Here is a 21,083-nt window from a genome sequence, read left to right on the forward strand (position 1 = left end):
TGCAGCCCCGGCTGTCTCAGCTGATGCGCCGCACCGGCAGCCACAACCGCACCCGCACCCCGCCATCGACGTTGTCCACCGCCAAGGCTCCGCCATGCAGCTGCATCACCTCGGCCACGAAGTTCAGCCCCAGCCCGGTACTCTTGCGCCCGCTCCCGGGCCGCGGCAGCGAGTAGAACCGCTCGCTGACCCGCCCGATGGCGTAGGCCGGTATCGCTTGCCCCTGGTTGAACAAGCTCAACGCCACCCGTTCGCCATCGCGCTCCAGGTCGAACAGCAGCGTGCCACCTTCCGGAGTGAAGTCCAGTGCGTTGTCGAGCAGATTGGCCAACGCCTGGCGCATCAGAAAAGGATCGCAGAGCAAGCGCAAAGTGGCAGGCACCCGCTGACGTACCTGCAAACGGGCGCCTTCGATACGCGCCGCATGGGCCAGCAGCAACTCATCGACCAACGCCGCCAGCGCCACCTGCTGCTCGTCCTCCAGCGCCTGCATCTGCTCGACCCTGGCCAGGTTGAGCAGCCGCTCGATCATCTGTTGCAACCGCTCGCTCTCGCGCTCGATATTGCCGGCAAAGCGTGCCCGCTGATCAGCGGGCATATCCTCGCCCTGCAACAGCTCGGAAGCACCACGGATGGCCGCCAGCGGGCTTTTCAGCTCGTGAGTCAGGGTGTGCACGTAGCGCTCGACATAGGCCTTGCCTTCCAGCTGGGTGCGCATGCGTTCCACTGCCTGTGCCAGGTTCGCCAGCTCGCCGCCCTTGTAATGCGGAAGCTCCGCACGTTCCCCTTCGCTGACCGCCTGCGCATAACCTGCCAACTTGCGCAGCGAGCGCGCAAGCCACCACGACAGAGCCGCGCCGATCAGCAAGCCCAGGCCGATCAGCCCTAGCCCCAGGGTGAGCAGGCGCCGCTCGGAGCGGTCGATGTAGGGTTGCAATGAGCTATTGGGCTTGGCGACGGTGACAACGCCGATGATCTTGCCGTTGTCGATGATCGGCGCGCCAACGTGCATCACCGAGGTGCTTTCGTCGTTGGGGTCGCTGCGGGTGGAGCGGGCGCCATACTGGCCTCGCAGGGTCAGCAGCACGTCATTCCACTGCGAGTAATCCTTGCCCAGGGCCTCGCCACTGGAGTCCAGCAACACGATGCCCTTGGCGTCAGTGACGTAGATGCGGTGGCTGACCTGGTTCTTGGCCAGCCCCCAGATCTGTGCGCCCGGGCTGCGCGAGCCGTAGGCCTCGAGCACCTCGGGCAGGCGGCCCTGGTTCAGGGTGCCAGCCTTGACGTCATCCCGCAGGATTTCTGCCAGCAGGTTGGCAGTGTCTACCAAGGTTTCTTCGGAGGATTGGCGCACTACCGGGCGAATCTGTTCGCGTACGGTATTGAGCAAGAAGTAACCGGCCAAGCCGACGAACAGGAAGTACACCAGAAAGATGCGAATGCCCAAGCGCATCAGGCGTGCTCCGGGCTATAGCTGTAACCGAGGCCGCGATGGGTCTGGATCGGCTCGGCATCACCCGCTACCTGGCGCAGTTTGGCGCGCAGGCTCTTGATATGGCTGTCGATGGTGCGCTCATAGCCCACGTCGGAGGCCACGCCCAAAGCGTCGAGCAGCTGTTCGCGGCTGAACACCCGCTGCGGTTGTTCGAGCAGGCATTGCAGCAAGCGGAACTCATGCCGGGTCAGCGTGAGCGGCTGGCTGCGGTAGGTAATCTGCATGCGCAAGGTGTCGAGCTGGAACAAGGTGGTTTCGCCGACAACCTCGGCCCTCGGGGCCATGCGTTTGAGGATCGCCCGAACGCGCGCTGCCACTTCACGAGGGCTAAATGGCTTTACCACGTAGTCGTCGGCACCGATTTCCAGGCCCACGACGCGGTCGATTTCACCGTCCCGGGCGCTGAGAAACATCACCGGCACCTCGGTGAACCGGCGCAGCTGGCGACAGGTTTCGAAGCCACTGATGTCGGGCAGGCCGATGTCGAGGATGACCAGGTCGGCCGGGCGCTGGCGCTGCTGGTCGAGGGCGGCACTGCCCAGGGTTACCCACTCGGTGCTGTGACCGTCGGCCTGCAGGGCGTAGACCAGGGTGTCGGCGATGGCGGCTTCGTCTTCGACGATGAGGATATGAGGCATGGCGTCCGGCCTTGCGGTTTTGAAGGTTGGCACATTTCAGTGTAGGAGCGGGCTTGCCCGCGAACACCGGCGAAGCCGGTGCCTGACACCCCATTATGTGTGTTCGCGGGCAAGCCCGCTCCTACATTGTATGGCGCACGCTTCAGATCAGCAGCCTGGCTTGCCAGCAGTGAACTTCTTCGCCGGGTTGACCGCCGCCTTGAACTCGCGCAGCGCCTTGGAACCCACCAGCAGCGGGTAGTTGAAGTTGCTGCGGTCCACCAGATTCACCTCGACGGTGCGCTTCACATCCCCCAGGCACAACTCCAGGTCGACCACCGGGCGCTTGGAGATCTCTGGCGCATCCCCTTCGTCCTCTTCATCGGCACGGCCCTTGATCTTGCTGATGCGCGAGACCTTGTGCTCGTACACCTTGCCGTCCGATTCCTTGGTCGCCAGGCGGAAGCGCACCCACTCGTCCCCATCGCGGGTGAACAGCTCGATATCCTTGGCCGACAGCGACGCGGTGAAGGCGCCAGTGTCCATCTTGGCTTTCAGGGTTTCGCCCAGTTCAGGCAGGGCAATATTCTCGTAACGGCCGTAGATAGTGGGTTCGGCGGCCATCACCGGCAGCGCCAACAGCGACAACATGGCTAAAAGAGATTTCACAAGCAGGCTTCCTTGAGAGGGTCAATGCTTAGACTGCACTGGGCAGATAGGTTCGCTGTCACGAGCCTAACCAACATAATGTGAAACATTTGTCCCCGCCGTCGGGCATTGGACATTTGGCGTAGGCCACCGCCCTGCTTATCATTGCCAACCGTTTATCTCCCACAACAAGAGTCTCTTTATGCGTCGCCTGCTGACCGGCATTCTCACTACCACCCTGCTGCTGCTCAACACCGTGGTGTTGATCTGCCCGCTGCTGGTCTTCGCCCTGCTCAAGCTGGTGCTGCCAGGCCGTGGGCGTGACTATGCCTCGTGGGCAGTGATGTGGGTGGCCGAAACCTGGTCGGAAATCGACAAAGCCATCTTCGCCCTGTGCATCCCTACTCAGTGGGACATCCGCGGTGTGGAAAACCTGCGCAAGGACACCTCGTACCTGGCCGTGAGCAACCACCAGACCTGGGTCGACATCCCGGCGCTGATCGAAAGCCTCAACCGCCGGACACCGTTCTTCAAGTTCTTCCTGAAAAAGGAGCTGATCTGGGTGCCGTTGCTTGGCCTGGCCTGGTGGGGGCTGGATTACCCGTTCATGAAGCGCTACAGCAAGGCGTTTCTGGAAAAGCACCCGGAGCTCAAGGGCAAGGACCTGGAAATCACCAAGGCGGCCTGCGAGCTGTTCAAGCGCCAGCCAGTGACCGTGGTCAACTACCTGGAAGGCACCCGGTTTACCGAAGCCAAGCGCCAGGAGCAGCAGTCGCCGTATCGCTACCTGCTCAAGCCCAAGGCGGGCGGTGTGGCGTTTGTGCTCGCCGCATTGGGCGAGCAGCTGGATGCCCTGCTGGACGTGACCATCGTGTACCCCGGCAACAAGGCGCCGGGGTTTTGGGACTTGCTCAATGGCAGCATCAGCCGGGTGATTATCGACATTCAGGTGCGTGAGCTGGACCCGGCGTTGTGGGCGGGGGATTACGAGAATGATCCCGAGTTCCGGCAAACGGTGCAGGCCTGGATCAACCAGTTGTGGGTGGCCAAGGACCAGCGGATCGAGCAGCTACGGCAGGAAACGAGCTGATATTTTTTAAGTGTCTGCCCGGGCCTCTTCGCGGGTACCCTGCGAAGAGGCCCGGGCAGACTGCGCAAGAATCCTCACCCGACCTTCAGACCGAGGGCTGAGCCAATGGCGCCGGTGTGGCCCACAAACTCCCCAGATTCTGCAACAACGCCCCGGCAATCCCCTGCTGCCCCAGGTACTGCAGCAGCAACGGCGCAAACTGCCCGATCATCCCGGTGTCCATGCCCAGCGCCTTGAACGCACTGTCCAGGTCGCTGCGGTTTTCCACGTTGTTGCCCAGCGCATTGCTCAAGGCCGACTGGCTTTCGCTGTTCTTGCCCAGCAAATCACTCAACCCACTTAACCCGCCCAGCGCATTTGCACCGGCCAGCAGGTCCAGCCCTGGCACCGCCTTGGTCAGTTGCCCATAGTCATCGCTGCTAAGGTTGTTGCGCGCCAGCCCCAGCATGGCCCCTGCCCCGCCTACCGCCTGTTCGGGGGTGATGTTCAGCTGGCTGCCCAGGGTATTGAGCAGATTGGCCTGCGCTTCGGGTGCCTGTACCTGGCCTTGCTGTTGCTGGTTCTGCATGGCGGACACGGCGTTGGCAGCGTCGCTGAGGTTGAAGGCGAACACCGGGCTTGCAGCCAGGGTCATCAGGGTTGCCAGGGTGAATGCTTTCATCGGGAGGGACCTCGTTGGCCGGGATGGCCGGGAAACGAGGGGTTTGACTCGTGGTTTGGGGTTTTGTTCCGACCGCTTACTACCTAGCAAAAATGCTAGTTGTACCATCCGGCAGCGGAGTGCAACGTAAACACTCAGTGCAAAGTCTGAGGCGGGATCAAATCATGGCTGAAAACGTAGACAGGAATAGTAAAAAAAATCGATCAACCACAATGCCGCCGGGAAAGGCGGCTAATCGAACCTCCATGTATTTTTACCAAACCGGTCAATTATCTAATGAGGTTTCCGCCCAAGGCAACTACAAGGCCCTGCGGGCTCTGGGATTACCAATTGCCCAAATGGAGCAGACACAACCGACTAAAATAGTACAGACCGACCGCTCTAATTCAATTATAGGTTTATCTCGAGACACCATAGCTTATTCGCCTTACGGCTATTCTGATGAACATGTCATGAAGTCGTTGCTCGCCTTTAACGGGCATCGGTGTGACCCGGTATCTATGCTGTACCCTCTGGGAAATGGATATAGGTTGTTTAGCCCCTCCCTGATGCGCTTCTGCAGTCAGGACACAATGAGCCCGTTCGGCAGGGGCGGATTAAATCCTTATGCTTATTGCATGGCCGACCCTGTTAACAACACTGACCCTAGTGGGCATTTCTTAGTATCAATTTTTAAACGCAGTCCGATTTCAGCTTTCAAACACTACGCCAAGAAACTTGAGCTACTGAACAACAAAATAATCAAGGTCGAAAAAAGAATTTACCATTATGACGAGAAGCTCAGCCAGCTAAATGTCGATTTGAGACATTGGAAGATTGAAAGAAGGAGCAATAACCACCCTGATGAATACGGGAACCAGCCATCACATTACGTAGAATCCCTAAAAGCCAAGATAACGAACAACGAATTGAAGCGTAGCGCTGAGATAACCAAGTGGGATGATCTGACTGCTAAGCGCCAAACCAACATGGATAAGTTCATGCAGGCTCAAAATGCAGTCTCAGCCTCAGTCCCCGCCACAGACAACAGCCTACCCGGATACCAAGCAGATTCCTCGCCGCCAACTGATGAACTGGCGAGAGTTCGGCGAACCAATCAGACTCCAACCCCCCGCGATTTCATGTTCCTTGGAAGCGGTTTCTGAAATGTAATCCCAAGCCTCTTAAGCCACTGCGATCATCAGGGCTGCCTACTAGTCTCGGCCGGTTGCATCGAAGTCAGCGACCGGCCTTGACAGGTCGACCAGAGAATCTCGTGGCTTTAGCCTTCGATGGCCGTTCTACCGTAAGACGAGATGAAAAAACCCCTCGAAAGAGGGGTTTCATCTGACTCCAAGCGGTTATGCCGCGCCCCACATCTTGTGCGGGTCAATCACAAACTTCTTAGGCACACCCGCATCAAACTCGCCATACCCTTCCGGCGCCTGATCCAGGTTGATCACCTGCACACCCACCACTTCAGCAATGTTGATGCGGTCCCACATGATCGCCTGCATCAGCTGGCGGTTGTACTTCATGGTCGGGGTCTGGCCGGTGTGGAAGCTGTGCGACTTGGCCCAGCCCAGGCCAAAGCGGATGCTCAGCGCGCCGATCTTGGCAGCGGCATCCACTGCGCCTGGGTCTTCGGTTACATACAGGCCCGGGATACCGATGTTGCCGGCCACGCGGGTCACTTGCATCAGCGAGTTCAACACGGTGGCCGGGGCCTCGTGTTTGGCACCTTCGTGGCCATGGCCACGGGCCTCGAAGCCGACGGCGTCGACAGCGCAGTCCACTTCCGGCTCGCCGAGGATGTCGACGATCTGCTCGTGCAGCGGGGTGTCCTTGGACAGGTCGACCACTTCGAAGCCCTGCGACTTGGCGTGTGCCAGTCGGGCCGGGTTGAGGTCACCGACGATTACGCAGGCGGCGCCCAGCAAGCGCGCCGAGGCAGCGGCGGCCAGGCCGACCGGGCCGGCACCGGCAACGTAGACAGTGCTGCCTGGGCCGACGCCAGCGGTTACGGCACCGTGGTAGCCGGTGGGCAGGATGTCGGACAGGCAGGTCAGGTCACGGATCTTTTCCATGGCCTTATCGCGCTCAGGCAGCTTCAGCAGGTTGAAGTCGGCGTACGGCACCAGCACGTATTCGGCCTGGCCACCGGTCCAGTCGCCCATGTCGACGTAGCCGTAGGCACCGCCGGCACGGGCCGGGTTTACAGTGAGGCAGACACCGGTGTGCATCTCTTTGCAGGAGCGGCAGCGGCCGCAGGCGACGTTGAACGGGACCGATACCAGGTCGCCGATCTGCATGCGCTCGACATCGCGGCCCTTCTCGACGATTTCACCGGTGATTTCGTGGCCCAGGACCAGGCCGACCTGGGCAGTGGTGCGGCCACGGACCATGTGCTGGTCAGAACCGCAGATGTTGGTGGAGACCACCTTCAGGATGACGCCGTGTTCGATTTTCTTGCCGCGCGGGTCCTGCATTTTCGGGTAGTCGATCTTCTGTACTTCGACCTTGCCAGCGCCGAGATACACCACTCCACGATTGCCAGACATGCTCTTACCTCGCTTGATTTTTATTTATGCAGCGGTGGTTGAACGCGCCGCCATCCGTGGGCGGCATGTGTTTCTGGAATGAGGGAATTGTGGGCCGGATGGGGAGATCTGCGCTGACTGGGAGCGACAGAGAGATGCCTTTTAGCGGCAGGAGTGTCGTTGGGGAGTTTGGGCAAACAGAGAGCGGCGGCCTGTGCGGGCCTCTTCGCGGCTAACGCCGCGCCTACAGGGACCGCACCCATCCAAGGGCCAGTACCTGTAGGCGCGGCTTTAGCCGCGAAGAGGCCGGTACCGGTTATTACAGAACGACAGTCCGGTTGGCGTTCAGGAACACCCGCCGCTCGATGTGATACCCCACCGCCCGCGCCAGTGTCAGGCATTCGATATCCCGCCCTTTGGCAATCAGGTCTTCGGGATAGTGGCTGTGATCCACCACCTCGACACCCTGGGCAATGATCGGCCCTTCATCCAGGTCGTTGTTGATGTAGTGCGCCGTGGCACCGACCATTTTCACGCCCTTGTTGTAGGCCTGGTGATAAGGCTTGGCGCCTTTGAAACCCGGCAACAGCGAGTGGTGAATATTGATCGCCCAACCATCCAGACGGCGGCAAAGCTCGGGCGACAGTACCTGCATATAGCGGGCAAGAATAACCAGCTCAGCACCGGTCTCCTCGATCACCTGCAGCACCTTGCGCTCTTGCCCAGGCTTGTCCTTGGGGTCGAGGGCGAAGTGGTAATAAGGAATCTTGTGCCAATGCGCCAAGGGTTCGAGGTCAGGATGGTTCGACACCACGGCCACCACATCCATACCCAGTTGGCCAATGCGCTGGCGATACAGCAGGTCATTCAGGCAATGGTCAGCCTTGGACACCATGATCACCACCTTGGGGCGGTGGTTGGGTGCGGTCAGCTCGAAAGCCATGCCGAACGCTTCGCTGCGCTCTGCGAGGCCGGCCCGGAAGCCCGCCTCGTCGAAATCGTCCGGCTGACGGAACTCGACGCGAATGAAGAAGCGTCCCGACTGCCGGTCATCGAAGGAGTGGTGCTCCGTCACGTAGCAGCGCTGCTCGAAGAGGTAACGCGTCACCACGTCGACGGTGCCGAGCATGCTCGGGCAGTCGGCGGTGAGAATCCAGGTATCCGGTGCCCGACTCATGTTCTTGCTCCTTAGGCTTCGATGCTCAGGCCGTATTCGGCAGAAGCGTCCTGTAGCCACAGCCACCAGTAATCGGCGAAGCTGCGGCGAATTACCAGCTCCCAGGTGTCTTCTGCAGTGCGGCGGATCACCAGTTGCGACTTGGCGAACACGGTGCCCACGGCCTTGCCCACCGGGAAGTTGTTCGGGTGAACATCATAGCTGGTGGACTTCATCAGCACGTCGCGCACGTTCGGGCCGCGCAGTTCCAGCAGGCTTTGCCCGCCACTGACATTGACGACCTGAATGTGCTGGCCTTCAAGGGCCGCGCGCAGCTTTTGCTCCGCTGCCAGCTCCTGGCCGCCGGGTACGATCAGCAGCCACTCATCTGGGCCGACCCATTGCAGCGACATGTCCTTGTTGGCGACCACGGTCAGCGCCACGGGCAGCTCCAGGCCAAGGGCCTTGTGCACGCCAGCGGCGAATTCCGGGTTGTGGCCATCACCACGCAGGGTGAGGTGACCGAGGAACTTGCGTTCACGCAGGGTCACCCCTGCGTTCTTGCGGCCTTTGCCTACCAGGCTGGCCAGGTCGGCATGGTGCAGTGGCGACTGGGCTTTGGCCTCGGCGCCGGGGTTTTGCTGGAAGACGTTGATAGCGCTCATTTCTTACCTGCCTTGAATTCTTGTTCGTCAGGGCAGCGCAGCCTTGCAATCAGGCTGCGCCGCCATCCGGGGCCTTAGACGTTCTGCCGCTCACCCTTCGGATCGAAGAACACCGAAGACACGATTTCCGCCTCGATCACGCTGCCATCCGCCTGCGGCGAGTAGACACGCTCGCCCATGCGCTTGAGGCCGCCTTTGACCACACCCATGGCGAACGAGTAGCCCAGGGAGTTGGACGCGTAGCTGGAGGTGACGTGGCCGACCATGTCCATCGGGATCGGCTGTTTCGGGTCGAACACCAGTTGGGCGCCTTCCGGCAGCCACTTGGTCGGGTCGACCGGTTTCAGGCCCACCAGCTGCTTGCGGTTCTCACGTACGCAGTCTTCGCGGTTCATGCCACGCAGGCCGATCCACGAGAACGGCTTGTTGCGGCCAACGCACCAGCTCATGTTCAGGTCGTCCGGGTTCATCGAACCATCGGTGTCCTGGCCCACGATGATGAAGCCCTTCTCTGCACGCAGTACGTGCATGGTCTCGGTGCCGTACGGGGTCAGGTTGTACTTCTTGCCGGCCTCGATGATCTGTTCCAGCACGCCCATGGCGTAGTTGGCCTGCACGTTCACTTCGTACGACAGCTCGCCGGTGAACGAGATACGGAACACGCGGGCCGGCACGCCACCGACGTTGCCTTCCTTCCAGGTCATGAACGGGAAGGCTTCCTTGTCCATGTCGATGTCGGTCAGCTCGCTCAGCAGCTTGCGGCTGTTAGGGCCGGACAGGGTCATGGTGGCCCAGTGGTCGGTGACCGAAGTGAAGTACACCTTCAGCTCTGGCCATTCGGTCTGGTGATACAGCTCCATCCACTGCAGCACGCGGGCAGCGCCGCCGGTGGTGGTGGTCATGATGAAGTGGTTGTCGCCGACGCAGGCGGTTACGCCGTCGTCGAAGACCATGCCGTCTTCCTTGCACATCAGGCCGTAGCGGGCCTTGCCCACGTCGAGCTTGGTCCAGGCGTTGGTGTAGATGCGGTTGAGGAATTCGCGCGCGTCCGGGCCCTGGATGTCGATCTTGCCCAGGGTCGAGGCGTCCAGCAGGCCCACGCTGTCGCGCACGGCCTTGCATTCACGCGTGACGGCAGCATGGATGTCTTCGCCGGCTTTCGGGAAGTACCACGGGCGCTTCCACTGGCCGACGTCTTCGAACTCGGCGCCGTTCTTCACGTGCCAGGCATGCAGGGCAGTGAAGCGCACAGGCTCGAACAGGTGACCACAGTGACGGCCCGCTACCGCGCCGAACGTCACCGGCGTGTAGTTGGGGCGGAACATGGTGGTACCCATTTCCGGGATGGTGATGCCGATCGAACGGGCGGCGATGGCCAGGCCGTTGATGTTGCCCAGTTTGCCCTGGTCGGTACCGAAGCCCAGCGCGGTGTAGCGCTTGACGTGCTCGACCGACTCGAAGCCTTCACGGGTGGCCAACTCGATACCGGCTGCGGTCACGTCGTTCTGCTGGTCGACGAACTGCTTCGGCCCCTTGGTGCCTTTGTCGTGCGGTACCAGGAACAGTGCCACGGTGGCCTCTTCCTTGCGCGCCACGGTTTTTGGCAGGGTGCCGACAGTGGCCTTGAAACCGGCCTCGGTGGCTGCGCGGACGCCGCCTTCGAAGCCATCGGCAATCACATCGCCCAAGGCATACACGCCGTTGATACCACCGACGCACTCACGCTTCTGCGGCGCATCGCCCGGCACGAAGCCAAGGATATCGTCACGCCATACCGGGCGACCGCCCAAGTGCGAAGCCAGGTGCACGATCGGGCTGTAACCGCCCGAGGACGCGATCAGGTCGCACTCGAGGACTTCGCCTGGGCTGGTGACTTTGTGTGCCTGCACATCAATCGCCGCCACACGGGCGCCGGTGACGTGCTTGCTGCCTTTGGCCTCGACCACGGCGCTGGAGGTGAGGATGCGAATGCCTTTGGCACGCGCTTCTTCAACCAGCGAGCCACGTGGGTTGTGGCGGGCGTCGGCGATGGCGACCACTTGCAGGCCCGCGTCGTGCCAGTCCAGCGCGGCGCGATAGGCGTGGTCGTTGTTGGTCGACAGTACCAGCTTGCGACCCGGGGCCACGCCATAGCGGCGAACATAGGTGGAAACAGCACCGGCCAGCATGTTGCCCGGCACGTCGTTGTTGCCGTACACCAGCGGGCGCTCGTGGGCGCCGGCAGCCAGTACCACGCGCTTGGCGCGAACGCGGTGCACGCGGTGGCGAACCTGGCCGATCGGGGCGCGGTCGCCGAGGTGGTCGGTGAGGCGCTCGTGAATGGTCAGGAAGTTATGGTCGTGGTAGCCGTTGACCGTGGCACGTGGCAGCAGGGTCACTTCCGGCAGGCCTTCCAGCTCTTTGACCACGGCGTTGACCCACTCGGCAGCAGGCTTGCCGTCGAGGGTTTCGCGGGTGTCGAGCAGGCTGCCGCCGAACTCTTCCTGCTCGTCAGCCAGGATCACGCGGGCACCGCTGCGCGCAGCGGCCAGTGCAGCAGCCAGGCCAGCAGGGCCGGCGCCGACGATCAGCACGTCGCAGTGCCGGTTCATGTAGTCGTAGCTGTCTGGATCGTTCTGCAGCGGTGCACGGCCCAGGCCGGCGGCTTTACGGATGTACTTCTCGTAAGTCATCCAGAACGATTTGGGGTACATGAAGGTTTTGTAGTAGAAGCCCGGCGGCATCATGCTGCCGCCTACCTTGCCGAGGATGCCCATGACGTCGTTGTTGACGTTCGGCCAGCCGTTGGTGCTGGTGGCGACAAGGCCCGCGTACAGTGCCTGCTGGGTGGCGCGCACGTTGGGGATCTGGGTAGCTTCGCTGGAGCCGATCTGCAGGATTGCGTTCGGCTCTTCGGTACCGGCGGCGATGATGCCGCGTGGGCGCGAGTACTTGAAGCTGCGGCCAACGATGTCGACGCCGTTGGCCAGCAACGCGGCGGCCAGGCTGTCACCGGCATAACCCTGGTAGGTCTTGCCGTTGAAGGTGAAGTTCAGGACCTTGCTGCGGTCGATACGGCCGCCGCTGGCGAGGCGATAGGTCTGGCTCATACTTTTTCCCCTTGGCCTTTGACGGTCGACGTGGCGCTGGCGGCTTTGCCATTGGCGGTCACTTGCGGCTTCTCGCCAATCTTGTAGGTTTCCAGAATTTCGTAAGTCACGGTGTCACGGGTGACGTTGAAGTACTGGCGGCAGCCGGCAACGTGGTCCCACAGTTCATGGTGAATACCGCGTGGGTTGTCACGGTAGAACATGTAGGTACCCCACTCCTCGTCGGAGCAGGCGTTAGGGTCCAGCGGGCGGGCGATGTGTGCCTGGCCAGAGGCGTGGAACTCTTCTTCGGAGCGCAGCTCGCCGCAGTGGGGACAGAAAATATGCAACATGACGGTGTCTCCGGTTAGTGGGCGACGGCGGCGGCGCCGTGTTCGTCGATCAGTGCGCCGTTGTAGAAACGGTCCATGGAGAACGGCGCGGCCAGTGGGTGCATTTCGCCCTTGGCCAGGCTCGCGGCGAAGACGTTGCCCGAACCGGGGGTCGCCTTGAAGCCGCCAGTACCCCAACCGCAGTTGAAGAACATGTTCTTGACCGGGGTTTTGGTGATGATCGGGCAGGCGTCCGGCGAGGTGTCTACGATGCCGCCCCACTGGCGGTTCATGCGAACACGCGAAAGGTTGGGGAACATCTCGACGATGGCCTGCAGGGTGTGCTCGATCACCGGGTACGAACCGCGCTGGCCGTAGCCGACCCAGCCGTCGATACCGGCACCGATCACCAGGTCGCCTTTGTCGGACTGGCTGATGTAGCCGTGCACGGCGTTGGACATGATCACGCTGTCGATGATCGGCTTGATCGGCTCGGATACCAGCGCTTGCAGCGGGTGCGATTCCAGCGGCAGGCGGAAGCCGGCCAGCTTGGCCATGTGCCCGGAGTTACCGGCGGTGACCACGCCGACGCGCTTGGCGCCGATGAAGCCTTTGTTGGTTTCCACGCCGATGACCGCGCCGTTTTCCTTGCGGAAGCCGATCACTTCGGTTTGCTGGATCAGGTCGACGCCCAGGGCGTCGGCAGCGCGGGCGAAGCCCCAGGCCACGGCATCGTGACGGGCAACGCCGCCACGGCGCTGTACGGTGGCGCCGAGGATCGGGTAGCGGGTGTTCTTCGAGCAGTCCAGGTACGGGATTTCGGCCGCAACCTGGGCGGTGTTCAGCAGCTCGCCATCCACGCCGTTGAGGCGGTTGGCGCTGACCCGACGCTCGGAGTCACGCATGTCCTGCAGGGTGTGGCACAGGTTGTAAACGCCGCGCTGGGAGAACATCACGTTGTAGTTCAGGTCCTGGGACAGGCCCTCCCACAGCTTCATGGCGTGCTCGTACAGGTGCGCCGACTCGTCCCACAGGTAGTTGGAACGCACGATGGTGGTGTTACGGGCGGTGTTGCCGCCGCCCAGGTAGCCCTTCTCGATCACGGCAACGTTGGTGATGCCGTGCTCTTTGGCCAGGTAGTAGGCCGTGGCCAGGCCATGACCGCCACCGCCGACAATGACCACGTCGTAAACCTTTTTAGGGGTTGGCGTGCGCCACATGCGCTGCCAGTTTTCGTGGTGGCTGAGGGAGTGCTTGAAAAGGCCGAAGCCCGAGTAACGTTGCATGGTGTGTGACTCCACTCAGCGGTAGACAGGGAAATCTGCGCACAGGGCCGCGACGTTCTTCGCCACATCGGCTTCGACGTCTGCGTCACCGAGGTTGTCGAGGATGTCGCAAATCCAGCCAGCCAGGGCCACGCACTGGGCGACCTTGAAGCCGCGGGTGGTGACGGCCGGGGTGCCGATACGCAGGCCCGACGTGACGAACGGCGACTGCGGGTCGTTCGGCACGGCGTTCTTGTTGACGGTGATATGCGCACGACCCAGGGCGGCGTCGGCGTCTTTGCCAGTCAGGCCCTGACGGATCAGGCTGACCAGGAACAGGTGGTTGTCGGTGCCACCGGAAACCACATCGTAGCCACGGTCGATGAACACCTGGGCCATGGCCTGGGCGTTTTCGATCACTTGCTGCTGGTAGGCCTTGAATCCAGGCTCCAGCGCTTCCTTGAAGCACACCGCCTTGGCAGCGATCACGTGCATCAGCGGGCCACCCTGGGCACCCGGGAATACAGCGGCGTTCAGCTTTTTCTCGATCTCTTCGTTCGACTTGGCCAGGATCAGGCCGCCACGCGGACCGCGCAGGGTCTTGTGGGTGGTGGTGGTGACCACATCGGCGAACGGGATCGGGTTCGGGTACAGGCCAGCGGCAACCAGGCCGGCAACGTGGGCCATGTCGACGAACAGCAGTGCGCCCACTTTGTCGGCGATGGCGCGGAAGCGTGGGAAGTCGAGGGTCTTGGAGTAGGCCGAGAAACCGGCAACGATCATTTTCGGCTTGTGCTCGACCGCCAGGCGCTCGACTTCGTCATAGTCGATCAGGCCGGTGTTGGTGTCGATGCCGTACTGGACAGCGTTGTACAGCTTGCCCGAGGACGACACTTTGGCGCCGTGGGTCAGGTGGCCACCGTGGGCCAGGCTCATGCCCAGGATGGTGTCACCGGCTTGCAGCAGGGCCAGGTAGACGGCGCCGTTGGCCGACGAGCCGGAGTGTGGCTGGACGTTTGCGTAGTCGGCACCGAACAGCTGCTTGGCGCGCTCGATGGCCAGGGCTTCTACCTTGTCTACGTGCTCGCAGCCACCGTAGTAACGCTTGCCAGGGTAGCCTTCAGCGTACTTGTTGGTCAGGCCGCTGCCTTGGGCCTGCATGACGCGCTTGCTGGTGTAGTTCTCCGAGGCGATCAGCTCGATGTGATCTTCCTGGCGCTGTTCTTCGGCATTCATCGCCGCCAGCAGTGCATCGTCGTAACCCTGGATCTGGTCTTGCTTGCTGAACATTGTGTATCTCCCGGCAGCGATCGTTTTTTGTCGTGGGGCACTGTGGCCCTTTGTGGCGATGTTATGACTGGCGGGGCCGGGTCAGATGCCTGCGCACGCCTTGCAATGGCGCGTTTACGACATTCGCTGTTGTGCTGTTTGTGCTGGCCCTTTCGCGGGTGAACCCGCTCCTACAGGTACGGCGGCGCTCTGAAGGCTTACGACGCCCTGTGGGAGCGGGTTCACCCGCGAAAGGGCCAGCCCGGACAACACAGAAATCAGCCGATGCACGGGTTGTATAGGCAAGTGCTGAATCGATGGTTTAGAGTGCTGATCTGCGTCGTTCACAGGACCGTGCCATGACAGACAAGAGCCAACAATTCGCCAGCGACAACTATTCCGGCATCTGCCCCGAAGCCTGGGCGGCGATGGAAAAAGCCAACCACGGCCACGACCGCGCCTACGGCGACGACCAGTGGACCGAGCGTGCATCGGAGTACTTCCGCAAGCTGTTCGAAACCGACTGCGAAGTGTTCTTCGCTTTCAACGGCACCGCTGCCAACTCCCTGGCCCTGGCGTCGCTGTGCCAGAGCTATCACAGCGTGATCTGCTCCGAGACCGCCCACGTCGAAACCGACGAATGCGGTGCGCCGGAGTTTTTCTCCAACGGCTCCAAGCTGCTGACAGCGGCCAGCGTCAACGGCAAGCTGACGCCACAGTCTATTCGTGAAGTGGCGCTCAAACGCCAGGATATCCACTACCCCAAGCCGCGCGTGGTGACCATTACCCAGGCCACCGAAGTCGGCACGGTGTACCGCCCCGACGAGCTGAAGGCGATCAGCGCCACCTGCAAGGAGCTGGGCCTGAACCTGCACATGGACGGCGCACGCTTTACCAACGCCTGTGCTTTCCTGGGCTGCAGCCCGGCCGAACTGACCTGGAAGGCCGGTGTGGATGTGCTGTGCTTTGGCGGCACCAAGAACGGTATGGCGGTGGGCGAGGCGATTCTGTTCTTCAACCGCCAGCTGGCCGAAGACTTCGATTATCGCTGCAAGCAGGCCGGGCAACTGGCGTCGAAAATGCGCTTCTTGTCGGCGCCATGGGTCGGGCTGCTGGAAGGTGGCGCCTGGTTACGCCATGGCAACCACGCCAATCATTGCGCGCAGCTGCTGGCATCGTTGGTCAGTGACCTGCCGGGGGTAGAGCTGATGTTCCCGGTGGAGGCCAACGGGGTGTTCCTGCAGATGCCGGAGCACGCCATCGAGGCGCTGCGGGGCAAGGGCTGGCGCTTCTATACCTTTATCGGCAGCGGTGGCGCGCGCTTCATGTGCTCGTGGGATACCGAAGAAGCGCGGGTGCGTGAGCTGGCGGCGGATATCCGCGCGATCATTGGTGGCTGAGCGAGAGCCGGGGCCGCCTTGCGGCCCCCGCAATCTAGAGCCTGAACCCACCCATCTGCCGCGCCAGGTCATCAGCCAACCCACGCAACGCCTGACACTCCTCGCGGCACCCTTGCACCTCCGCCGCCGTCTCACGCGCCAAATCGGAAATCCCCTGCACCGTCCGGTTGATTTCCTCGGTCACCGCCGACTGCTCCTCGGTAGCCGTGGCCACCTGGTGGTTCATGTCACTGATGTGCTCAACCTGGTCGGTAATCGCGCTCAGCGATGCCCCGGTGCGCTGGCTCGATTCCACGCCACTGCCGGTCGCCTGCTGCCCTGCCTGCATTGAACTCACCGCCGAACCTGCACCCAGCTTCAGGCGCTGGATCATCTGCTGCACTTCATCGGTGGACAGCTGTGTGCGCCGGGCCAGCGTACGTACTTCATCGGCCACCACAGCGAACCCGCGCCCCATCTCCCCTGCCCGCGCGGCCTCGATGGCAGCGTTCAACGCGAGCAGGTTGGTCTGCTCTGAAATGCTGCGGATTACCGCGAGCACTTCATCGACCGAGGCGACTTCGTCGGCCAGCTGGCTGACCGCATCGGCCGCCTTGCCGATGTCGCCCGACATGCCCTCGATGCCACGAATGGATCGTTGCACCACCTCGCGGGCCTGCAACGCCTCGTCTCGTGCCGACTGCGACGCCTGGGCCGCATCGCCGGCATTGCGGGCGATGTCCTGCACGGTCAGGCCCATCTCGTGTACAGCAGTGGCGACCATCTCGGTCATCTCTTGCTGGCGCCCGGAGCGCTCAGCGGTATTGTCCACCACCTGGGTTACCTGCTCCACGGCCCGCCGCAGCCGCTCGGAGGTACTCAACACCTCGCCGATCAGGCTGCGTTGGCTGTCCAGGAAGCGGTTGAAACCACGGGCCAGGTCACCCAGCTCATCCTGACGCGAATCGTCCAGCCGATGGCTGAGATCACCCGCTCCCCCGCCAATCTGAACCAATGCGGCGGTAACGCGGCGGATCGGCCGCACCAGGCCACGCGCCAGCAGTACCACCAACAGCAGCGACACCAACGCGACGGCGCCACCGATCAGGCTGGTCAGCCAGACGGCCTGATGCATTTGCGCGTAAATTTCCGACTCTGGCACTTCGGCCACAAGGGTCCAGTTGAGGTCGCGCAGCGGCAGGCCCAGCGCCAGGTACCGCTCACCGTCACGGCTGAAGCGGCTGCTACGCAGGCTCTCGCCTCCGGTCATGACGCCTTTGGCTGCGTCCGCGCCAAGCTGTTCGGCAAGCTGGCGCTTGCCACTGAAGGCAGCATCGGGATGCACCTGGATCAGGCCATCGTTGCGCACCAGGAACACCTTTCCGTGCTCGCCAAAGCTGAAGTCGTGGATCAGCTTCGATAATTCGGTCATGCGCAAGCCCATGCCGGCCACACCCACCAGCTTGCCTTCCTTTTCCACGCGATAGTCGATGAACAGAGCCAGTTCGCCGGTGGCACCATCGATGTCGATGTTGATGAAACGCTCGGCGCCGCTGTCGATGTAACCGTAAAACCACTTGTCCTTGGGGTTGCTGCGGCTGAGGGTGCGGTCCAGGCCGTTCTCGTTGTAGTAGTGGCCGGTTTCAGTCGAGGCGAACAGCGTAGTAAAGGCGTGGTTGCGCTGTTTGGCGGCGGTCAGGTATTCGATGAATTGGGGCGCCTGCGCGGGATCTTCACCGGCAGCAAGCCAGTCGCGCAGCAGGGTGTTACCGGCAATGTCCGCGGCAGCGACCAACGGTTGGCCCAGCATGCGCTCGATGTCGTTGCGGATGGCTTCGATGCTGGCTGGCAGGGCAGTGTCGACCAGGTAGCGGTCGGTGAGGCGGTTGAGCGCCACGGTGAAGATAATGACCACCACCAGGATGCTCGCCAGCAAGGCAGCGCCCATGCTGGTGATCAATTGCAACTGGATGCTCTTACGCCAGATACGCATGCCCCTACTCCCCCGCACATTATTGTTTTGCGGAAAGTGTATACACTTGCGTATCCAGTTAATCCAGTGATCTGAAGCAATCAGATGCACCCTGTAGGAGCGGGTTTACCCGCGAATGCGGTGTTGAAGCCACTGACGCATTCGCGGGTGAACCCGCTCCTACGGGGGGGACGGTATACGGCCTTATTGCTCAGCGATGGTCCGCACCGTGGCGTCGATCTGCGCTTGAGTTCGCGCAAGGGTCTGATGATGCCTGTAGGAGCGGGTTTACCCGCGAATGCGGTGTTGAAGCCACTGACGCATTTGCGGGTGAACCCGCTCCTACAGGGGGACGGTGTACGACCTTATTGCTCAGCGATGGTCCGCACCGTGGCGTCGATCTGCGCTTGAGTTCGCGCAAGGGTCTGCTGATGCCTGTAGGAGCGGGTTTACCCGCGAATGCGGTGTTGAAGCCACTGACGCATTCGCGGGTGAACCCGCTCCTACAGGGGAAGGTGTGCGGTCTTATTGCTCTGCAATGGTCCGCACGATGGCATCCACCGTGGCGTCGATCTGCGCTTGAGTTCGCGCAAGGGTCTGCTGATGCTCTTTCTGCAGTTCAACCTGTTTGGAGCACAGGTTAAGGGCAGCCAGCACCAGCAGTTTGTCACCGATCAAGGTCGGGTACTGACGCTTGGTCTCGTTAAGGGCTTTGTTGAGCATCCGTACCGCCTGGGCCAGGGTTTCTTCCTGGCCTTCGGGCGCCTTGATCGAATAGTCGATGCCGAGAATCGACACGACATTGATCGGCTGCTCTTGCAGTCTCATGCGCCAACAACGCCCGCGCTGGCGCGCTCGACCAGGGCCTGGATGCGTGCTGCGGTAGCGCCGTTCTTCTCTTCCTGTTCCATCAGCGACAGCTGCAGGGTTTCGTTCTCTTCCTTGGCCTGGGCCAGTTCCTGGCCAAGGGCGGTGTTCTGCTCGATGAGTTGAGCGTTTTTCTGCATCAGGTCGCTGACCAGTTGCTCGATTTGATTCAGGGAAGCTTCCAGCATGGGTCTATCTCAGGTTGTTGCGAGGGGCGCACACGATAAAGAAAAGTGCGGCCCATCGCCATTAAATATCGGATTCATAAGGTGTCTGACCCGCAGATTGACAGGGTAATCGACCCCTTGTTCCGACCTGGATCAACCGCCGGTCAGGAAAAGGTTCGCGGTTGCACAATTTTCCCCGGTCCCATTCAAGACTAACCAGTCACGACCGATAGCCCGGCAAGTCATGTTTTGTCGCTCTTTCCCCACTTGCCTGGATCCTGCTCTCCATGTCCCTACGCAACATGAATATCGCACCGCGCGCGCTTCTCGGCTTCGCGCTCATCGGCCTGCTGATGCTCGGCCTTGGTATCTTCTCCCTGGTACAAATGGGCAACATCCGCCAGGCGGGCGTTGCCATCGAGCAAGTCAGCGTGCCCAGCATCAAGATCCTCGACGAACTCACCGCGCTGAACCTGCGCATGCGCACGCTTTCCTACCGCCTGCTGCTCAACCGCGAGCCGGCAACCCAACGCGATACCCTCGATCTGCTGGACCAGCGCAACAGCCAGATCGACCGCGCACGCCAGGCCTACCTGCCAATGATCGTCGCCGCCGACGAACAGGCAGCATTCGACCAGTACGGTCAGTTGCTCAACCAGTACCGCCAGCTGGAATCGCGCATGCGCACACTGAGCCAGGCCGATCGCCTGGACGAATTGCGTGACCTGCTCAACCGCGACCTGCTGGCCAACTCCGAGCAGATCAACAAGGTCATGGACACCTTGGTACGCATCAACACTGACCAGACTCGCGCCACCAACGAAAAAGCCGCCAACCAGTATGCCGGCGCTTTCGCCCTGGTGATCGGCCTGCTGGTTGCCGCCACCGTACTGACCTTCGCCTGTGCTTTCCTGCTGACCCGCAGTATCGTCAAGCCGATCGAAGAAGCACTCAAATGCGCCGAGCAAGTCGCCGACGGCGACCTGACCCACGTCATCCGCGCAGAGGGCACCGACGAAGCCGCCCGGCTGTTGCGCGCCATGGCGCGCATGCAGGACAAGTTGCGCGATACCTTGCAGCAGATCGCCGGCTCCGCCACCCAGCTGGCCTCGGCGGCAGAAGAGTTGAATGCCGTCACCGACGAAAGTGCCCGTGGCCTGCAGCAGCAGAACAATGAGATTGAACAGGCCGCCACTGCTGTCACCGAAATGACCAGCGCAGTGGAAGAAGTGGCGCGCAATGCCGTAAGCACATCAGAAGCGTCCAGTGAAGCCAGCCGCTCCACCGGCGATGGTCGTGACCTGGTGATGGAAACCGTGGGTGCGATCGAGCGCATGAGCGGTGATGTGCAGGCCACCGCCAAGCTGATTACTCACCTGGCCGAACAGTCGCGCGACATTGGCAAGGTGCTCGACGTGATCCGTGGCCTGGCCGACCAGACCAACCTGCTGGCGCTCAACGCAGCCATCGAAGCCGCGCGGGCCGGTGAAGCAGGCCGTGGTTTTGCCGTGGTCGCCGATGAAGTGCGGGCATTGGCCCATCGCACACAACAGTCGACCAGCGAAATCGAGCGCATGATCGGCAGCATCCAGGGCGGTACGGAAGAGGCGGTAGAATCGATGCGCACCAGCACCGAGCGCGCGGAGTCGACACTGAACATCGCCCGTGGCGCGGGCATGGCACTGGACACCATCGCCGGTGCGGTAGCGCAGATCAACGAGCGCAACCTGGTGATTGCCAGTGCGGCGGAAGAGCAGGCCCAGGTGGCGCGGGAAGTGGACCGCAACCTGGTGAACATCAATGACCTGTCGGTGCAGAGTGCTACCGGTGCGCATCAGACCAGTGCGGCGAGTGCCGAGCTGTCGCGTCTGGCGGTAGACCTCAATGGCCTGGTAGCCCGGTTCCGCACCTAG

18 protein-coding genes are annotated in these 21,083 nt (G+C 61.8%); 4 read left to right on the forward strand and 14 right to left on the reverse strand.

Annotated features, from left to right (window positions below):
* Nucleotides 1–16: 16 nt before the first annotated feature.
* The 3 genes from creC to AA098_RS25930 all read right to left on the reverse strand — a co-directional run bounded on the left by creC (nt 17) and on the right by AA098_RS25930 (nt 2,781).
* Nucleotides 17–1,453, reverse strand: a complete 1,437-nt coding sequence (gene creC, locus AA098_RS25920; RefSeq protein ID WP_003255662.1) for a two-component system sensor histidine kinase CreC — start codon at nt 1,451–1,453, stop codon at nt 17–19.
* Nucleotides 1,453–2,133, reverse strand: coding sequence for a two-component system response regulator CreB (gene creB / locus AA098_RS25925; protein ID WP_003255664.1), 681 nt, complete (start codon nt 2,131–2,133; stop codon nt 1,453–1,455). The genes creC and creB overlap by 1 nt, the downstream gene beginning before the upstream one ends.
* Before the next feature lie 147 nt (nt 2,134–2,280).
* Nucleotides 2,281–2,781 (reverse strand): ATP-dependent zinc protease, encoded by a 501-nt coding sequence (locus AA098_RS25930; protein ID WP_014860930.1) that lies wholly within the window; start codon nt 2,779–2,781, stop codon nt 2,281–2,283.
* 181 nt (nt 2,782–2,962) lie between these two features.
* On the opposite strand from AA098_RS25930, the gene AA098_RS25935 reads away from it, so the two are divergent.
* The gene (locus AA098_RS25935; protein WP_064615096.1) at nt 2,963–3,850 is read left to right on the forward strand and encodes an acyltransferase; all 888 of its coding nucleotides are present in this window, start codon (nt 2,963–2,965) and stop codon (nt 3,848–3,850) included.
* An 85-nt stretch (nt 3,851–3,935) separates the two neighbouring features.
* On the opposite strand, the gene AA098_RS25940 is transcribed toward AA098_RS25935, so the two are convergent.
* The gene (locus AA098_RS25940; RefSeq protein ID WP_004576361.1) at nt 3,936–4,511 is read right to left on the reverse strand and encodes a DUF2780 domain-containing protein; all 576 of its coding nucleotides are present in this window, start codon (nt 4,509–4,511) and stop codon (nt 3,936–3,938) included.
* 164 nt (nt 4,512–4,675) lie between these two features.
* Here AA098_RS25940 and AA098_RS25945 point away from each other — a divergent pair, with 164 nt between their 5' ends.
* Nucleotides 4,676–5,656: an RHS repeat-associated core domain-containing protein gene (locus AA098_RS25945; protein ID WP_238739099.1), complete on the forward strand. Its 981-nt coding sequence runs from the start codon at nt 4,676–4,678 to the stop codon at nt 5,654–5,656.
* A 195-nt stretch (nt 5,657–5,851) separates the two neighbouring features.
* Here the strand turns inward: AA098_RS25945 and fdhA are convergent, their stop codons facing one another.
* From fdhA to AA098_RS25980, 7 genes are all read right to left on the reverse strand, one after another.
* Nucleotides 5,852–7,051 carry a formaldehyde dehydrogenase, glutathione-independent gene (fdhA, locus tag AA098_RS25950; protein WP_003255673.1) on the reverse strand — a complete coding sequence of 400 codons (1,200 nt, stop codon included), beginning with the start codon at nt 7,049–7,051 and terminating at the stop codon, nt 5,852–5,854.
* A gap of 298 nt (nt 7,052–7,349) precedes the next feature.
* Nucleotides 7,350–8,207, reverse strand: coding sequence for a formyltetrahydrofolate deformylase (purU, locus tag AA098_RS25955; RefSeq protein ID WP_003255675.1), 858 nt, complete (start codon nt 8,205–8,207; stop codon nt 7,350–7,352).
* 11 nt (nt 8,208–8,218) lie between these two features.
* A complete protein-coding gene (locus tag AA098_RS25960; protein ID WP_003255677.1) occupies nt 8,219–8,851 on the reverse strand; it encodes a sarcosine oxidase subunit gamma in 633 nt (210 codons plus the stop codon).
* 74 nt (nt 8,852–8,925) lie between these two features.
* Nucleotides 8,926–11,940: a sarcosine oxidase subunit alpha gene (locus AA098_RS25965; RefSeq protein ID WP_003255678.1), complete on the reverse strand. Its 3,015-nt coding sequence runs from the start codon at nt 11,938–11,940 to the stop codon at nt 8,926–8,928.
* Nucleotides 11,937–12,272 carry a sarcosine oxidase subunit delta gene (locus AA098_RS25970; protein WP_003255679.1) on the reverse strand — a complete coding sequence of 112 codons (336 nt, stop codon included), beginning with the start codon at nt 12,270–12,272 and terminating at the stop codon, nt 11,937–11,939. Before AA098_RS25970 ends, AA098_RS25965 begins: the two co-directional genes overlap by 4 nt.
* A 14-nt stretch (nt 12,273–12,286) precedes the next feature.
* Nucleotides 12,287–13,537 carry a sarcosine oxidase subunit beta family protein gene (locus AA098_RS25975; RefSeq protein WP_003255680.1) on the reverse strand — a complete coding sequence of 417 codons (1,251 nt, stop codon included), beginning with the start codon at nt 13,535–13,537 and terminating at the stop codon, nt 12,287–12,289.
* A gap of 15 nt (nt 13,538–13,552) precedes the next feature.
* On the reverse strand, nt 13,553–14,806 hold the full coding sequence (locus AA098_RS25980; protein ID WP_003255681.1) for a serine hydroxymethyltransferase: 1,254 nt from the start codon (nt 14,804–14,806) through the stop codon (nt 13,553–13,555).
* A gap of 338 nt (nt 14,807–15,144) precedes the next feature.
* Between AA098_RS25980 and AA098_RS25985 the strand changes: the two genes are divergently transcribed.
* Nucleotides 15,145–16,185, forward strand: coding sequence for a low specificity L-threonine aldolase (locus tag AA098_RS25985; protein WP_003255682.1), 1,041 nt, complete (start codon nt 15,145–15,147; stop codon nt 16,183–16,185).
* A gap of 34 nt (nt 16,186–16,219) precedes the next feature.
* Here AA098_RS25985 and mcpH read toward each other — a convergent pair whose 3' ends face one another.
* The 3 genes from mcpH to AA098_RS26000 form a co-directional block, all read right to left on the reverse strand.
* A complete protein-coding gene (gene mcpH / locus AA098_RS25990) occupies nt 16,220–18,157 on the reverse strand; it encodes a methyl-accepting chemotaxis protein McpH (protein ID WP_003255683.1) in 1,938 nt (645 codons plus the stop codon).
* Between the two features lie 504 nt (nt 18,158–18,661).
* On the reverse strand, nt 18,662–18,964 hold the full coding sequence (locus tag AA098_RS25995) for a cell division protein ZapA (protein WP_003255684.1): 303 nt from the start codon (nt 18,962–18,964) through the stop codon (nt 18,662–18,664).
* The gene (locus AA098_RS26000) at nt 18,961–19,191 is read right to left on the reverse strand and encodes a hypothetical protein (protein WP_003255686.1); all 231 of its coding nucleotides are present in this window, start codon (nt 19,189–19,191) and stop codon (nt 18,961–18,963) included. The genes AA098_RS25995 and AA098_RS26000 overlap by 4 nt, the downstream gene beginning before the upstream one ends.
* 266 nt (nt 19,192–19,457) lie before the next feature.
* Between AA098_RS26000 and AA098_RS26005 the strand changes: the two genes are divergently transcribed.
* Nucleotides 19,458–21,083 (forward strand): methyl-accepting chemotaxis protein, encoded by a 1,626-nt coding sequence (locus AA098_RS26005; RefSeq protein ID WP_003255688.1) that lies wholly within the window; start codon nt 19,458–19,460, stop codon nt 21,081–21,083.

This window comes from Pseudomonas sp. JY-Q (assembly GCF_001655295.1).
Classification (GTDB): Bacteria; Pseudomonadota; Gammaproteobacteria; order Pseudomonadales; family Pseudomonadaceae; genus Aquipseudomonas; species Aquipseudomonas alloputida.

Coding starts and splice junctions, on each gene's coding strand:
- mcpH (WP_003255683.1), bottom strand. CDS start 18,157: ATGCGTATCTGGCGTAAGAGCATCCAGTTGCAATTGATCACCAGCATG.
- purU (WP_003255675.1), bottom strand. CDS start 8,207: ATGAGTCGGGCACCGGATACCTGGATTCTCACCGCCGACTGCCCGAGC.
- AA098_RS25975 (WP_003255680.1), bottom strand. CDS start 13,537: ATGCAACGTTACTCGGGCTTCGGCCTTTTCAAGCACTCCCTCAGCCAC.
- fdhA (WP_003255673.1), bottom strand. CDS start 7,051: ATGTCTGGCAATCGTGGAGTGGTGTATCTCGGCGCTGGCAAGGTCGAA.
- AA098_RS25945 (WP_238739099.1), top strand. CDS start 4,676: ATGGCTGAAAACGTAGACAGGAATAGTAAAAAAAATCGATCAACCACA.
- AA098_RS25965 (WP_003255678.1), bottom strand. CDS start 11,940: ATGAGCCAGACCTATCGCCTCGCCAGCGGCGGCCGTATCGACCGCAGC.
- creC (WP_003255662.1), bottom strand. CDS start 1,453: ATGCGCTTGGGCATTCGCATCTTTCTGGTGTACTTCCTGTTCGTCGGC.
- AA098_RS25960 (WP_003255677.1), bottom strand. CDS start 8,851: ATGAGCGCTATCAACGTCTTCCAGCAAAACCCCGGCGCCGAGGCCAAA.
- AA098_RS25940 (WP_004576361.1), bottom strand. CDS start 4,511: ATGAAAGCATTCACCCTGGCAACCCTGATGACCCTGGCTGCAAGCCCG.
- AA098_RS25970 (WP_003255679.1), bottom strand. CDS start 12,272: ATGTTGCATATTTTCTGTCCCCACTGCGGCGAGCTGCGCTCCGAAGAA.
- creB (WP_003255664.1), bottom strand. CDS start 2,133: ATGCCTCATATCCTCATCGTCGAAGACGAAGCCGCCATCGCCGACACC.
- AA098_RS26005 (WP_003255688.1), top strand. CDS start 19,458: ATGTCCCTACGCAACATGAATATCGCACCGCGCGCGCTTCTCGGCTTC.
- AA098_RS25935 (WP_064615096.1), top strand. CDS start 2,963: ATGCGTCGCCTGCTGACCGGCATTCTCACTACCACCCTGCTGCTGCTC.
- AA098_RS25985 (WP_003255682.1), top strand. CDS start 15,145: ATGACAGACAAGAGCCAACAATTCGCCAGCGACAACTATTCCGGCATC.
- AA098_RS25980 (WP_003255681.1), bottom strand. CDS start 14,806: ATGTTCAGCAAGCAAGACCAGATCCAGGGTTACGACGATGCACTGCTG.
- AA098_RS25995 (WP_003255684.1), bottom strand. CDS start 18,964: ATGAGACTGCAAGAGCAGCCGATCAATGTCGTGTCGATTCTCGGCATC.
- AA098_RS26000 (WP_003255686.1), bottom strand. CDS start 19,191: ATGCTGGAAGCTTCCCTGAATCAAATCGAGCAACTGGTCAGCGACCTG.